At 59.9% G+C, this 13,339-nt stretch carries 11 protein-coding genes; 10 read left to right on the forward strand and 1 reads right to left on the reverse strand.

The features are described from left to right. Positions 1-44 precede the first annotated feature (44 nt). The 3 genes from ACULPM_RS03275 to ACULPM_RS03285 all read left to right on the forward strand — a co-directional run bounded on the left by ACULPM_RS03275 (position 45) and on the right by ACULPM_RS03285 (position 3,045). Positions 45-1,001 carry an Abi family protein gene (locus tag ACULPM_RS03275; RefSeq protein ID WP_445331107.1) on the forward strand — a complete coding sequence of 319 codons (957 nt, stop codon included), beginning with the start codon at positions 45-47 and terminating at the stop codon, positions 999-1,001. Positions 1,002-1,025: 24 nt separating this feature from the next. After that, the gene (locus ACULPM_RS03280) at positions 1,026-1,514 is read left to right on the forward strand and encodes a GNAT family N-acetyltransferase (RefSeq protein ID WP_445331106.1); all 489 of its coding nucleotides are present in this window, start codon (positions 1,026-1,028) and stop codon (positions 1,512-1,514) included. A gap of 127 nt (positions 1,515-1,641) precedes the next feature. After that, complete coding sequence (locus ACULPM_RS03285; protein WP_445331105.1) at positions 1,642-3,045, forward strand: ATP-binding protein; 1,404 nt, start codon at positions 1,642-1,644, stop codon at positions 3,043-3,045. 6 nt (positions 3,046-3,051) lie between these two features. Here ACULPM_RS03285 and ACULPM_RS03290 read toward each other — a convergent pair whose 3' ends face one another. Continuing rightward, positions 3,052-4,008, reverse strand: coding sequence for a Fic family protein (locus tag ACULPM_RS03290; protein ID WP_445331104.1), 957 nt, complete (start codon positions 4,006-4,008; stop codon positions 3,052-3,054). Between the two features lie 182 nt (positions 4,009-4,190). On the opposite strand from ACULPM_RS03290, the gene ACULPM_RS03295 reads away from it, so the two are divergent. From ACULPM_RS03295 to ACULPM_RS03325, 7 genes are all read left to right on the forward strand, one after another. Continuing rightward, positions 4,191-5,621 carry an alanine/glycine:cation symporter family protein gene (locus ACULPM_RS03295; RefSeq protein ID WP_445331103.1) on the forward strand — a complete coding sequence of 477 codons (1,431 nt, stop codon included), beginning with the start codon at positions 4,191-4,193 and terminating at the stop codon, positions 5,619-5,621. A 121-nt stretch (positions 5,622-5,742) separates the two neighbouring features. Next, a complete protein-coding gene (locus ACULPM_RS03300) occupies positions 5,743-6,552 on the forward strand; it encodes an SMODS domain-containing nucleotidyltransferase (protein ID WP_445331102.1) in 810 nt (269 codons plus the stop codon). Positions 6,553-6,565: 13 nt separating this feature from the next. Continuing rightward, positions 6,566-7,144, forward strand: a complete 579-nt coding sequence (locus tag ACULPM_RS03305; RefSeq protein WP_445331101.1) for an SLATT domain-containing protein — start codon at positions 6,566-6,568, stop codon at positions 7,142-7,144. A gap of 258 nt (positions 7,145-7,402) precedes the next feature. Beyond that, positions 7,403-8,983 carry a site-specific DNA-methyltransferase gene (locus ACULPM_RS03310; RefSeq protein ID WP_445331100.1) on the forward strand — a complete coding sequence of 527 codons (1,581 nt, stop codon included), beginning with the start codon at positions 7,403-7,405 and terminating at the stop codon, positions 8,981-8,983. 2 nt (positions 8,984-8,985) lie between these two features. Next, the gene (locus ACULPM_RS03315) at positions 8,986-11,598 is read left to right on the forward strand and encodes a DEAD/DEAH box helicase (protein ID WP_445331099.1); all 2,613 of its coding nucleotides are present in this window, start codon (positions 8,986-8,988) and stop codon (positions 11,596-11,598) included. A gap of 13 nt (positions 11,599-11,611) precedes the next feature. After that, positions 11,612-12,463, forward strand: coding sequence for an abortive infection family protein (locus ACULPM_RS03320; RefSeq protein ID WP_445331098.1), 852 nt, complete (start codon positions 11,612-11,614; stop codon positions 12,461-12,463). 197 nt (positions 12,464-12,660) lie between these two features. Continuing rightward, entirely contained in the window at positions 12,661-13,314 is a 654-nt protein-coding gene (locus ACULPM_RS03325; protein WP_445331097.1) for a hypothetical protein, read from the forward strand. Positions 13,315-13,339 lie beyond the last annotated feature (25 nt).

The following is a 13,339-nucleotide window of genomic DNA, read 5'->3' on the forward strand; positions in this document are numbered from 1 at the left end:
GATGCACACTGGCGGGTCTTCTTTTATCTCGATGCGGGGGTGCGATGGAGTATTCAAAGCCTTGGCTCACCTTTGAGAAGCAGGCTGACCTGCTGATTAATGAGCGAGGGCTCATCGCTGACCGTGACCGCCTCATCGCTCATCTCGCTGATATTGGGTATTACCGACTGAGCGGATACTGGTACAACTTCAAACGCAAGCCTGTTTCCGATGAGGATGGCGAGAAGGACGAGCGGTTTGTCGAGGGGACGACCTTCGAGCAGGTGTGGAAGCTCTACGTCTTCGATCGACAGTTCAGGCTCGTTGTGCTCGATGCCATTGAACGCATTGAGGTTTATTTTCGCACGCAACTCGCGTATGAACTTGCCGGGGCAACAGGGCCGTTTGGCTTTCTGGATCCTAAGAACCTTCCTCGTCTGACGCAGGAGGATTACGAGGAGTTTCTCGAGCGATGCGAGAGCGAGTTCGAACGATCTCGCGAGCCTTTTGCTGTTCACTTCAGAGAGCAGTACGGCGATGTCCACAGTCTTCCTCCGTATTGGATCCTCGTGAACTTGATGGACTTTGGCACGATGCTTCGTCTCTATAACGGGGCCTCACCGGCAATCAGAAACAAGCTATCCGGTGATTTGGGCGTCTCGTCTCGGGTCCTAAAGTCCTGGCTTGTTGCCATCAACACCGTGCGAAACATCTGCGCGCATCATGGCCGCCTCTGGAACAGGGGCATTGGTACCAGGCCGATTATTCCTGCAGCGGAGAAGGACCCTGAGTGGCACGAGCCGTTCAAGGTACGGTCGGACAACATGTTTGGCATTCTGACCATATTGAGCTACCTGCTCGATAGGATCGCTCCGGAGACTTCCTGGCGCGAGAGGCTCTTCAGGCTACTGAAGAACCTGAATGACGATGAGCTGAGACGCATGGGGTTCGTTGAGGGATGGCACGAATGCCCGATCTGGAAGCGTCATTCGGTTGTCAGGAAATGCGATGGTGCCTGCTGATATGATCGCCGCTCATACATATGCATGGAAGGAGCGCATGCGGCAGAGAAGAACCTTGAGGGCTGCGAGATCATTGACTTTGACCTTGCGAGTCCTGTGGACCCCGCGGTGGTCGATCGGATTGCCGCCTGTCCGTGGAATGCCGGCGTTCATCTTGCTTTCGAGCTGCGGGACGGCGGGCACTTCTCGGCGGGTGACCGCCTCGTTGTTGCGATCGTGGACGGCGAGATCCAGGCGTTTGCGACGCTTGCCGCAGCGGGCGCGATTCTCGGTGACGCTCGCGGCCCATGGGTCGGCTTCGTGTATTGCTGGCCGGAGGCGCGCGGTCACGGCCTTACCAAGGCCGTCGTGAGCCGCTCCTGCGAGCTGGCACACGAGGCGGAGAATGGGAGCGTGTTCGTCGCCTCTGCTCGCGACAGCCTTGGCCTCTATCGTGCCTGCGGTTCCGAGGAGCGCGAGGCTGCGCAGGCCCCTTGGGGCGAGGAGATTGTGGTCTGCGAGCGGACGCTTTAGGCTGCGTCCGTTTGCGACTTTACCGCCAAATCTTTACCGCCACTGTCGGTAAAGTCCCTTGCCACCAAGATTATTCTAAATAGAATAATTCTGTAGAGAATAATCTTTGGCAAGAAGGGGGCCGACCATGCGCATCTTCGTAGATCGAGACGCAGAGCTTCGAGCCCTCGAGCGCGAATATGTGCGCGAGGGGTCCTCCTTCGTTGTTGTCTACGGCCGTCGTCGCGTGGGCAAGACGGAGCTCATCTCCCAGTTCATTCGCGACAAGCGTGCCCTCTACTATCTGGCGACGGAGGAACCCGAGCTCCAGAACCTCGAGAGCTTCCAGTCCGTGGCGGCCGACTTCCTCCAAAGCGACCTGCTCCGCACAGCGCGCGTCTCGCGGTGGGAGGACGTCTTCCGCGAGATCGCTCGCGCGTGTGGCCCTGCAGGTGAGCGCGCGGTCATCGTTATCGACGAGTTCCAGTACCTCGGCAGGGCAAACCCCGCCTACCCGTCGATCTTCCAGCGCGTCTGGGACACGATGCTCAAAGACGCCAACGTCATGCTCATCCTCTGCGGCTCGCTCATCTCGCTCATGAGGGACCAGGTACTCTCTGAGGAGAGCCCGCTCTATGGTCGCCGCACGGCTCAGATCAGGATGGGCCAGATTCCGTTTTCGCACTATCGTGAGTTTCTGCCGGGGCGTTCGACGCGCGAGCTCGTGGAGCGCTACGCCGTGACCGGGGGCGTTCCCAAGTACATAGAGCTCTTTGAGGACGAGAAGGACGTCTACTCGGCAATCTCCTCAAACGTCCTCGACCGCAGCGGCTTTCTCTACGACGAGCCGAACTTCCTGCTGCAGCGTGAAGTTCCCGACGTGGGAACCTATTTCGCCCTCATCCGCGCAATCGCTGGGGGAGCGCACCGTCCCAATGAGATCTCTCGTGACTTTGGCCTGAAGCAGACGAGCCTGGGCAAGTACCTCAAGACCCTCATCGACCTTGACGTCCTTGAGCGCGAGGTGCCCGTCACTGAGGGCAACCCTAACAAGAGCAAGAAGAGCCTCTATCGGATAAAGGACAACTTCCTCCAGTTCTGGTTCCGGTTCGTGCTGCCCAACCTGAGCTACCTGGAGACGGGCCGCACGTCAGCGGTAGAGAGGCGCATTCGAGACCACTTTATCGATGGTCACGTGGCGTACGTGTACGAGGACGTTTGCCGCGAGTGCCTATGGGAACTGACGGATTCTGGCGAGCTGGGCTTTGTGCCGGAGCGCGTCGGCCGCTGGTGGTCGGGGAGCGACGAGATTGATGTTGTTGGCCTGAGCGCGGGCGAGAAGTGCGCCGTCTGGGGCGAGTGCAAGTTCTGGAAGGACCCCGTCGGCGCGAATGTCCTGCGAACCCTGGAGGAGAAGGTGGCACGCGTCCCGTGGGAGAAGGACGCGCGAGTGGACACCTTCGCGATCTTCAGCGCGAGCGGCTTCACAGATGAGCTGCGGCGGATTGCCGACGCGCGGGGTGACGTGCTGCTGGTGGACGACTCGGGGTAGGGTTCGCTACCGGCTAACGACCCACGTGCCGCCGCGGGTGGCACCCTCGCGGCGAAGCTTGTCCTCCTTGCGAAGGCTCGCTACCAGGCGTTCTGCGGAGCGCTTTGAGCAGCCAAGAAGGTTGGCGAGCTCCGCGACCGTCCCCTTGGGGTTCGCCGAGAAGTATGCGAGGGCTTGTCGAGCGCGGCTTTCATCCTCAGTTTCCGGCAGCGAGAAGGGCAGCAGAGCGTCGCGAATGACCTGCAGCATGAACGTGACAAAGCGCTCTGAGGATCCTGCGGCGTTGGACTCCGCCAGCACGCGATAGTACTCATGCTGCCGCTCGCGAATGACGCTCTCGACGGGAAGCCATGCGAGGGCGGGCCTCCAGCGCGAGAGCAGCAGCGTATGCCAGAGCCTTCCCGTACGTCCGTTGCCGTCTGTGAAAGGATGGATGAACTCGAATTCGTAGTGGAAGATGCACGAGACGAGAAGTGGGTGCAGATCGGTTGCGGCGAGCCACTCGAAGAGGTCAGACATGACCTGTGGAACGTAGTTCGCCGGCGTGCCGGCATGGATGAGGGTTTCTCCGTCAAAGACCCCGACGTCACCCGAGCGGAAGCAGCCAGCATGCTCGATAAGCCCGTCCATCATGACGCGATAAGCGCGCAGGAGGTCGTTCAGGCTCAGCGGGTCGAGGGAGTCGATGAGCTCGTAAGCCCTCTTTGCATTCTCTACCTCGAGGATGTCCCTTGCGGGTCCGAGGACGCGCTTGCCGTCCATGATGGCGGTCACGGCTTCCTCGGAGAGCGTGTTTCCCTCGATCATGAGAGACGAGCGGATGGTGTGGATGCGCAGCTCGCGGTGGAGGGTCGGGCTTGTGCCGAGGCCTGAGGCGGGGTGCAGCATGCCCACGAGCTCTGCGATCTCCATGCAGAGGTTGTCAATCTCCGGCGTTCTCTCAAAGGGCGGCTCGTATCCCATGCGACCTCCTTTTACCGCCATTATTTTACCGCCAATGGCGGTAAAACGGAATGCGGGATGCAGGACGTGAGGGCGGCCGGCAGCCCATCTGTCAACGCTCCCGTCACGCCACGGAAACACGGGTAGGGCAAAGTTAACCTTTGTGTAGCTGAAACTACCCGCGCCCCGTCGAGAGGCCCTCCATGTTTGACTTCTTCATGTCCGCCATCACCGCCCTGAACGACAACGTGCTGTGGGGCGTCCCCATGGTCGTGCTGATGCTCGGAACCGGCGTGTTCCTGCTCTTCATCACCCGCGGCGTCGTGTTCTCGCACTTCAACGTCGTGATGCGCTACACCACCAAGACGCTCTTCCAGCGCCAGGACAAGTCCGAGGCGGGGGAGGGCACCATCTCGCCCTTCCAGGCGGTGTGCACCGCGCTCGCGGCGACGCTCGGCACCGGCAACATCGTGGGCGTGGCGCTCGCGGTGGCCACGGGCGGCCCGGGCTCGATCTTCTGGCTGTGGCTCTCCGCGCTGGCTGGCATGGTCATCAAGTTCTGCGAGGTCACGCTCTCGGTGGCCTACCGCACGCGCAACGAGCGCGGCGAGATCGTGGGCGGCCCCATGTACTACATCTCCCTCGGCTTGGGCAAGACCTGGCTCGCGATGCTGTTCGCCGCCTTCGGCTTTCTTGCGTCCTTCGGCATCGGCGCGAGTGTGCAGGCCAACTCCCTCGCCGGCAGCGTGAACGCCACCTTCGGGGTGCCGCTGCCCGTCATCGGCGCCGTCGTGGCGCTGCTCGCGGGCCTGGTCCTCATCGGCGGCATCACCCGCATCGCGCAGATCACCGAGAAGCTCGTGCCCTTCGCGGCCATCTTCTACCTGCTCGGCGCCGCGGCGGTGCTCGTGGTCAACGCCGGGCAGATCCCCGCCGCGATCGCGCAGATCTTCCGCGACGCCTTCACCGGCACGGCCGCCACGGGCGGCTTCCTGGGCGCCACGGTCATGTACGCGTGCCGCGTGGGCATGTCGCGCGGCGTGTTCACCCACGAGGCGGGCATGGGCTCGGCGCCCATCGCGCACGCCTCCGCCGACACCGACCACCCCGCCCGCCAGGGCCTGTGGGGCACCTTCGAGGTGTTCTTCGACACCATCGTCATGTGCACGATCACGGGCCTCGTGATCATTACCTCGGGGCTGTGGCACGCCGACCCCATGATGTCCGAGGGTGCCATGAGCTCGGCGGCCTTTGGGCAGAGCATCCCCGGCGGCCAGTACATCGTGACCGTGGGCCTCATGCTCTTCGCGTTTGCCACACTCATCGCGTGGTACTACTACGGCGAGAAGTGCGTGGAGTACCTCTTCCGCAAGAGCCGCGCCCAGCGCGTGGCCGTGCGCGTCTACCAGGTTGCCTACGTCGCCATGGTGTTCGCCGGCTGCGTGACCAACCTCGACGTGGTCTGGGAGTTCGCCGACTGCTTCAACGGCCTCATGGCGATCCCGAATCTCATCGCGCTGATCGCGCTCTCTCCTGTGATCCGTCGGCTAGCGGCGGACTTCTTCCGCGACCCCGACCGTCGTCGCCCGCGCGACACGGACTACAGTGGGATGCTGGTGTTTAGGGATAAGTGAAGCGGTCTTTCACTGCTGACTATTCTGCAATTCTCTTTGCAAGAATACGCAACAACAAAGATGTCAGTGTGAGAAGCTAGAATTAGAAGTCAAACGTAGGCAATCGCCGAAGGATACTGATATGAGTTGTTATGTCTCTCATCATTCAGAGATTATTGGTTCTGAGCTCAGAAGCTGTATTTCCATGAGATACAAGAGGGTAACTAAGGCGATAAATCGAGAATTCTGGCAGAGTGAAAGCGAAACAGCCCATTCCATCTATGTGGGTTCTTACGGGCGTGGAACTGCTACAGATGCCAGCGACATTGATATTCTGACCGTTCTTCCAAAGAGCGAGTATGAACGTTATGACGCATATAGGGGAAACGGTCAGTCACGATTGCTTCAGGCGGTAAAGAGCTCTATTCAATCGACCTTGCCCTCAACTTCCGTTCGTGCAGACGGACAAGTAGTTGTGATGAATTTTAGCGATGGAATGAAATTCGAAATACTTCCTGCCTTTATGGATGTTGATTGGAGGGGTGCCGAAACTTACTCATATCCAGATAGCAATATGGGAGGCAATTGGCGCTCAACCAATCCAAAGGCTGAACAACTTGCGATGAAAGAAAAAAACAAGGCATCTAATGGGCTGCTGTTTGATACCTGCAAGCATATTCGAGCAGTGCATAACGAGCGCTATTCCAGCTATACGCTTTCGGGAATTGTGATTGATAGCTTTGTTTACAAGACTATTGGAAATTGGTGCTGGGCGTCCGGGCCTTCGACTTCACCGAAGGGGACATACGAGAAGGCACTCCTTGACGAGTTCAATTCGCTGTCAGTATTTGGATACTGTAACTTTGAGCTTCTCGCTCCGGGTAGCGGCCAGAGAGTTGATGTTTCGAATAGTGTTGAGTGTCTCGGTAAAGTTCTGAAATATATGTCCTAGATTAGGGGATGAAATGATGGAATCGAGCACTGAGCAGAAAGAGCGTCTACGCTCTCAAATAAAAGAGGCATATTGCAAGGCGCTATATACATATACAGCTCAACACAAGGATGCCAACTTGAAAGATGATGGATTCAAAGCGCTGTCAGTTGCTCAAATCGTTTTGACCTCGGTATCTTCTATTGGCTTTATCAGCATGTTGATAAGTTATCAACATGTCGCAACTGTATTGGCGGGCCTGTGTTCGGTCGTATCTTTGGCGTTGAATATGTACGCAAGGGGAAAAGACTATGCAGCAGAGATTAAGGCGCATCGATCAGCGGCAGATGAATTGTGGCCAGTATTACAAGATTATGTTTCACTGCTAACTGATTTTGACGACTTGGATACCGAATCTATTCGGGAGAATCGAAAAGGACTGCAGGATAGACTTGAGTCAATATATAAGAGAACACCTGCGACGAGTCCAAAAGCATATCGGTTGGCGCAAAAAGCTTTGAAGCAAGAAGCAGAGCAGTCCTTCGAAATTGGGGAGTGCGAGAGTTATCTCCCCATTGGAATAAGAGGTAATGCTGATAAGACCACATCGTGATGGAATTATGCCGTGCTGCTCTTACGAAACGTACGCAGCTGGCAGAGTTGAGTCGTAACAGCGGATTGAAAAACGAGCGGTTGGCGTTGCGGTAGAGGCGCCTCGGGAGCGACGGGGTGCTCGAATCAGGCTCGATGACGAGCCGCTTTTTCTCTTGTCTTGTGTAGCTCCGACTTTTCAACATGTCTGGTCCCTGTGGGATAATGGTTGCATTGTGTTGTTAACCGTCACGGCTTGTGCCGGATTGGATGTGCGTCAATGCCGACTCTCAACTGGATGGGCAAGGAGAAGGTGGTCAACCATCACCGCGACGTCCCGTATCGCGTGCTCGAGCGCGTGCCCGAGAAGGGCGTGCTCGACAGCCAAGGCTCGGACTGCGGGAACATGGTCATCCACGGCGACAACCTCGAGGCGCTGAAGGCCCTGCTGCCCGAGTACGAGGGGAAGGTCGACTGCATCTACATCGATCCGCCGTACAACACCGGCAACGAGAACTGGGCATACAACGACAACGTAAACGATCCACGAATAAAGAAGTGGTTCGGAGAGGTCGTAGGTAAAGAGGGTGAGGATTTCTCCCGCCACGACAAGTGGCTGTGCATGATGTACCCGAGGCTCCAGCTTCTGAGGAAGTTGCTTGCTCCGACTGGTGCCATCTTCATCAGTATTGACGACAACGAGCAGGCAAACCTCAAGATGCTTTGCGATGAAGTGTTTGGACAGAGGAACTTCATCGCGGACATCATCTGGCAAAAGCGAACCTCACCTGATGCCAGAAAACGTATGAGCAACGGGCACGAATACATCCTTCTGTACTCAAAGGATGCCACCGACCTCACACGCGTTCTAAACCTGATGCCTCTCGATGAGGAGGATGCTCGGAAATATAAGAATCCAGACAATGACCCTAAGGGGCCATGGGTTTCTGTCGATTTTACCGCTCAGGGTTTCAGACCGAACCAGATGTACCAGATTGAAACTCCTTCCGGAAAGCTGATTGGCCCACCGGAAGGTCGATGCTGGAAGAACCTGCAGTCTGTTTACGAGGAGCTGCGGGCGGAAGGCCGTCTTTGGTTCGGAGAGTCGGGCGACGGCGTTCCCAGGCAGAAGAATTACCTATGTGACAAACCTGGCAAGACATCTTGGACTTGGTGGACCAATGGAGAGGTCGGGCATACTCAAGAGGCCACCCAAGAGCTTGCCGTCATATTGGGGAAGGCCGTCTTTGATTATCCGAAGCCTGTGCGCTTAATTGAACGCATCTTACAGCTCGCCACGAAGCCTAATTCGATCGTGCTTGATTCCTTTGCTGGTTCAGGCACAACTGCACATGCGCTGATGAAACTTAACGAGGAGGACGGCGGCCATCGTCGCTTCATACTCGTTGAGCTGAGCGACTACGCGGACACGACTACCGCCGAGCGCATTCGTCGCGTCATCGCGGGCTACGGCGAGGGGAGCAACGCGGTCGAGGGAATCGACTCCGGCTTCTCCTACTACGAGCTCGGCCCTGCGCTCTTCCGGGGCGACGGGACGCTGAGCCCGGACGTCACGCGCGCAGACCTCGCCCGCTACGTGTGGGCGACCGAGACGCGCGCACCCTACGAGGACCTCACGGACGAGCACCCCTACCTCCTCGGCGAGCACGCGCAGGCGGTCTACTACCTCGCCTGGGAGCCCGGCGAGGAGACCGCGCTCACCTACGATCTGCTACGGGGCCTCCCGCACAAGGGCACGCCGACCGTGATCTACGCGGACCGCTGCGCCATCGCGCCCGAGCGCCTTGACGAGATGGGCGTCGTCTTCAAGCGCGTGCCCGACCAGATAGCGAGGATCTAGCCATGGAGCTGAAGCATTACCAGAAAGAAGTCCTCAAAGAGGTCGGGCGCTTCGCGAGGACGTACGCGATGACCAGGGACGCGGCGACGGCCTACGGCGTCTTCATGAACGCGGTAGGGCTCACGCCCGGGCAGGGCGGGGTCGAGCGCTACCGCGACGACCTCAGCGGCGCGCCGAAGGTGTGCGTAAAGGTGCCCACGGGCGGCGGCAAGACCTTCATCGGCGCGAGCGCCGTGCGCGTTCTGACCGAGGCGCTGCCCTCGGCCGCCAACGTCGTGGTGTGGCTCGTGCCGAGGCGCGAGATCCTGTCGCAGACGCTCAGGAACTTCCGCAACCCCGAGCACTTCCTGCGCATGGCGCTCGACCGCGACTTCGGCGGGCGCGTGGAGGTGCTCGACAAGGAGGACGGCCTGCGCGGACGCTCGTTCACCGCGTCGACCGTCAGCGAGCAGCTCACGCTCTTCGTGCTCTCCTACGACTCGTTCAAGAACAAGGACGGGCGGCGCGCCTACGCGGAGAACTCGGCGCTCGCCGGCCTCACGGCGTTCCAGCGAGACGCCGGCACGGCGGTGGATGTGGAGGGCGCCGACGACACCGCGCTCATCACCGCGCTCGCGGGCACGAACCCGATCGTGATCGTGGACGAGAGCCACCACGCGCGCTCGAAGCTCTCGCTGGACATGCTGCGCAACCTAAACCCGCGCTTCGTGCTCGAGCTCACGGCGACGCCGGCCAGGGGCGCGAACGTGATCGCGCAGGCGACCGCGCGCCAGCTCAAGCGCGAGGAGATGGTGAAGCTCCCCGTGGTGGTGTACCGCCGCCCCGACAAGCGGACGACCATCGCCGACGCCGTCACGCTCCAGCGCAGGCTGGAGGCCATCGCCGAGCAGGACGAGAGGAGGACCGGGCGCTACATCCGCCCCATCGTGCTCTTCCAGGCCGAGCGCCGCGGCGCCGAGGGAGCCGAGACCTACCAGAGGCTCAAGGAGAAGCTCGTCGAGGGCGGCATACCGCCTGAGCAGATAGCCGTGCGGACGGGCGACGTGGACGAGATCGGCGGGGCCGACCTCATGGGCCGCGAGTGCCCGATACGCTTCATCATCACTGTGGAGGCCCTCGCCGAGGGCTGGGACTGCCCCTTCGCCTACGTGCTCGCCACCGTGGCCAACAAGAGCTCGCAGGTGAGCGTGGAGCAGATCGTGGGACGCGTGCTGAGGCAGCCCCACGCGGCTCGCGCGGGGGCGCGCAGCCTCAACATCGCCTACGTGCTCACGGCGTCCGCGGACTTCGACGCGACCCTCACGCAGGTGGTCGACGGCCTCAACGGCGTGGGCTTCTCGCGCGAGGACGTGGAGACCGCCGGGACGTCGCCTGCGACGCCCGCGCAGCAAGACCGGATCGACTTCCCGGACGAACCGACAAGCGGCTCCGAGGGTGGCGAGGAAGACGGCCTCGACCTCGAGGGGCCCGACCTGACCGTGCCCGATGGCGCTGGCGGCGCCACCGGGCCCGCGTCCGTGGACGACATCATCGGCACCTCCGAGCGCGTCGAGGAGCGCTTCGAGGAGGAGGCCGGCTCGGATGGCGCCGGCACCCTGCTCGGCGGCCTGGGAGGGGGATCCAACGTGTACCGCATGCGCGAGGCGGTCGCTGACTCGGTGAGGGAACTGACCATCCCGCAGTTCGTGATTCGCGTGGACGGGGGTCTGTTCACCGACGACGAGACGTGGAAGCCGCTCGACCGCGAGGACCTTCTCGCGGACTTCAGGCTGTCCAAGTACGGCATCGAGGACGTGAAGGTCGACCCCGGCACGTTCTCCGAGGCGCGCGAGGTCGACCTCGCCTCGGACTCCGACGAGTACCGCATCCGCTGGCTCGAGGACGACGTCAGGAAGAACATGGCGATGCTCTTCGCCAACATGTCCGACGAGGGCAAGCGCGAGAGCCTGAAGGCGCTCGTCCTTCAGGCGATGTCGTCACAGTTCAAGAACACCTTCGGGAGCGCCCAGCTCACGGGCTACATCGCCCGCGTGGTGGACGACATGGAGTCGCCAGTCGTGGACGCGTGCCTCCACAGCGTGGGCGGCGTCGCACGCGCCGTCATGGACGCCGTGCGCGTGCTCGCCGACGACTTCTGCGAGGATCGCTTCGGCAAGCTCCTCTCGCGGGGCGACGTGCGGCTCGAGCCGTCGTACCGGCTCCCCGAGTCGTTCGTACAGGCGAGCCCGATGACCAGCTACGACGGGGCGCTCTACGAGGCCGAGGACGGGCGCGTCGACGGCCTTGAGCGAAAGATGGTGGACCTGCTCGCGAACAGCCGGCGCGTGAGGTGGTGGCACCGCGTGGTGGAGCGTAAGGCCGGCGAGTTTTACATCAACGGGTTCGTCAACCACTACCCGGACTTCCTCGCGCTCACGTACGACGGAGCGCTCATGGCCATCGAGACCAAGGGCGAGCACCTTGGAGAAGATGCCAAGCGAAAGCTGAGGCTTGGCACGAGATGGGCCGACAAGGCCGGCGACGGGTTCCGGTACTTTATGGTGTTCGAGCACGAGGCGCCGGATGCGGATAACGCGTTTACGCTTGCGGAGTTCGGGTCGGAGATGTTGGGATAGGCAGGGAGGACTGTTGGCGATAAACCAGCTTGAAAAGGGCATCTTCCTTTCCCTGTTCAACAGGGGTGGATACGTGCTCGACTTCTCCACCAACGACTTCGACAACTTCACGCTTATGAGCGTCGGGGTCGCTCTCTGCGAACGCTACCAGCTGTCCAAGGGGAAGTCTCTCACCGCCTATCTCAACGAATGCCCGGACGGAGATGCCCTCAAGCTACTAAACGACCTGCTTGAATACTACGAGCTTCACTATGAAGGCGAGTACACCAGGCCTGACGAGAACGGAAGCGGCTCATACAGTTCCGTTCGCTACTCCGCTGAGCATGCCCGATATTATCGCAAGGCTCGCGCTATCCTCGACCGGGAAAACGCTGGGCGCAATCCGTTTGAGGGGGCGTCCGAGTACCTCAAGGAACAGTTCTCCTCCGAGTACATGACTGCGCAGATCGACTCCCTCATGAATATGCGCGAGACAAACCCGACCGAGGCCATCGGGAAGGCCAAGGAGCTTGTGGAGAGTTGCTGCAAGACCATCCTCAAGGAGACCGGAGTCGAGGTTCCCAGCAGCTGGGATATGAATGAGCTGATTAAGGCAACTAAGAAGAAACTCGACATAGACACCGAGAGCGTTTCCAGCGATCTTCCCGAGGCCCAGACGGTTAAGAGAATTCTCGGGAGCCTCACCGGGCTTGTGGGAGGGATTGCGGAGTATCGGAATAGCTGGGGATCCGGCCACGGCAAGGCCTCTGACTTCGAGCCACTTTTCGTGCGCCACGCCAAGCTCGCGGTTGGTTCTAGCATCACCCTCGTCGAGTATCTGTGGGACACGTATCTGTGGAGGAAAGATACGGGGCGCCTGAACTAGATTCCAAGAAGATACTTAACGAATTATCGATCGAAACGAAGCTATATGCGGAGGTTCATAGTTTGAACGGACTTACCAATCGCCAAGAAAACGCGCTCGCCCGCATTTGGATGGCGCAGGACTCGTTGCCAGCTGACCTTACCGCCTGGAACATAAGTAACGACCTCATCGTGCTGCGCGATTGCGGAATGATTGACATGCAGACCGACATGAGCCACACCTTGGCATTCGTTCAGAGGCTCCTTCCCGGGGGGCGTGAGCATTACCAGAACGTTCGCAGAGAGCGAAAGGGTTTCGCCCACCTTCGAGATTCCGCGGACGAGCTAATCGGTCGCCTTGTCTCCGATTGCGACAGGGACGGCGGCGACATACCACCTGAGTGCTACGAAGATCGACTGAGCGATTATCAAGCCCTTAGCAGAAAGGGTCTGATAAAGGTTATGTGGGCGGATGACAAGCCCTATCACGTCCAAATCACGGATATGGGGCGAGAGTACGTTGAAGGGGATTTTCCTTTGGAGGCAGCAGTGAAGATTGAGAACAATCCTACGTTCAACAACGTGAACTATGGGCCCAGCGCAATGTCAAGCTCCAGCGCCACAGCCGAGACGAGCACCACCGTCACCTTGGGCATGACGATTCAAGCGCTCATCGACATGGACATCGAGGACAGCCTCAAAGAGGAGGCGGAGGCGGCACTCAAGGAACTTGATTGCGCTGCCAAGTCAAAGGACAAGACGGGCTTCGCAGAGAAGCTCGAGCGTGCCGCGAGCATAGCAAAGAGCGCCTCGACGCTTGCTGGCGTCATGCTGCCGTTCTTTCAGGCCGCAATCCAGAACTTGTTGAGCTAGCCGTACGCCTTACGCCTATCGTGAT

The organism is Thermophilibacter sp. ZX-H3 (assembly GCF_052599055.1).

Coding starts and splice junctions, on each gene's coding strand:
- ACULPM_RS03275 (WP_445331107.1), top strand. CDS start 45: ATGGAGTATTCAAAGCCTTGGCTCACCTTTGAGAAGCAGGCTGACCTG.
- ACULPM_RS03280 (WP_445331106.1), top strand. CDS start 1,026: ATGGAAGGAGCGCATGCGGCAGAGAAGAACCTTGAGGGCTGCGAGATC.
- ACULPM_RS03285 (WP_445331105.1), top strand. CDS start 1,642: ATGCGCATCTTCGTAGATCGAGACGCAGAGCTTCGAGCCCTCGAGCGC.
- ACULPM_RS03290 (WP_445331104.1), bottom strand. CDS start 4,008: ATGGGATACGAGCCGCCCTTTGAGAGAACGCCGGAGATTGACAACCTC.
- ACULPM_RS03295 (WP_445331103.1), top strand. CDS start 4,191: ATGTTTGACTTCTTCATGTCCGCCATCACCGCCCTGAACGACAACGTG.
- ACULPM_RS03300 (WP_445331102.1), top strand. CDS start 5,743: ATGAGTTGTTATGTCTCTCATCATTCAGAGATTATTGGTTCTGAGCTC.
- ACULPM_RS03305 (WP_445331101.1), top strand. CDS start 6,566: ATGATGGAATCGAGCACTGAGCAGAAAGAGCGTCTACGCTCTCAAATA.
- ACULPM_RS03310 (WP_445331100.1), top strand. CDS start 7,403: ATGCCGACTCTCAACTGGATGGGCAAGGAGAAGGTGGTCAACCATCAC.
- ACULPM_RS03315 (WP_445331099.1), top strand. CDS start 8,986: ATGGAGCTGAAGCATTACCAGAAAGAAGTCCTCAAAGAGGTCGGGCGC.
- ACULPM_RS03325 (WP_445331097.1), top strand. CDS start 12,661: ATGCAGACCGACATGAGCCACACCTTGGCATTCGTTCAGAGGCTCCTT.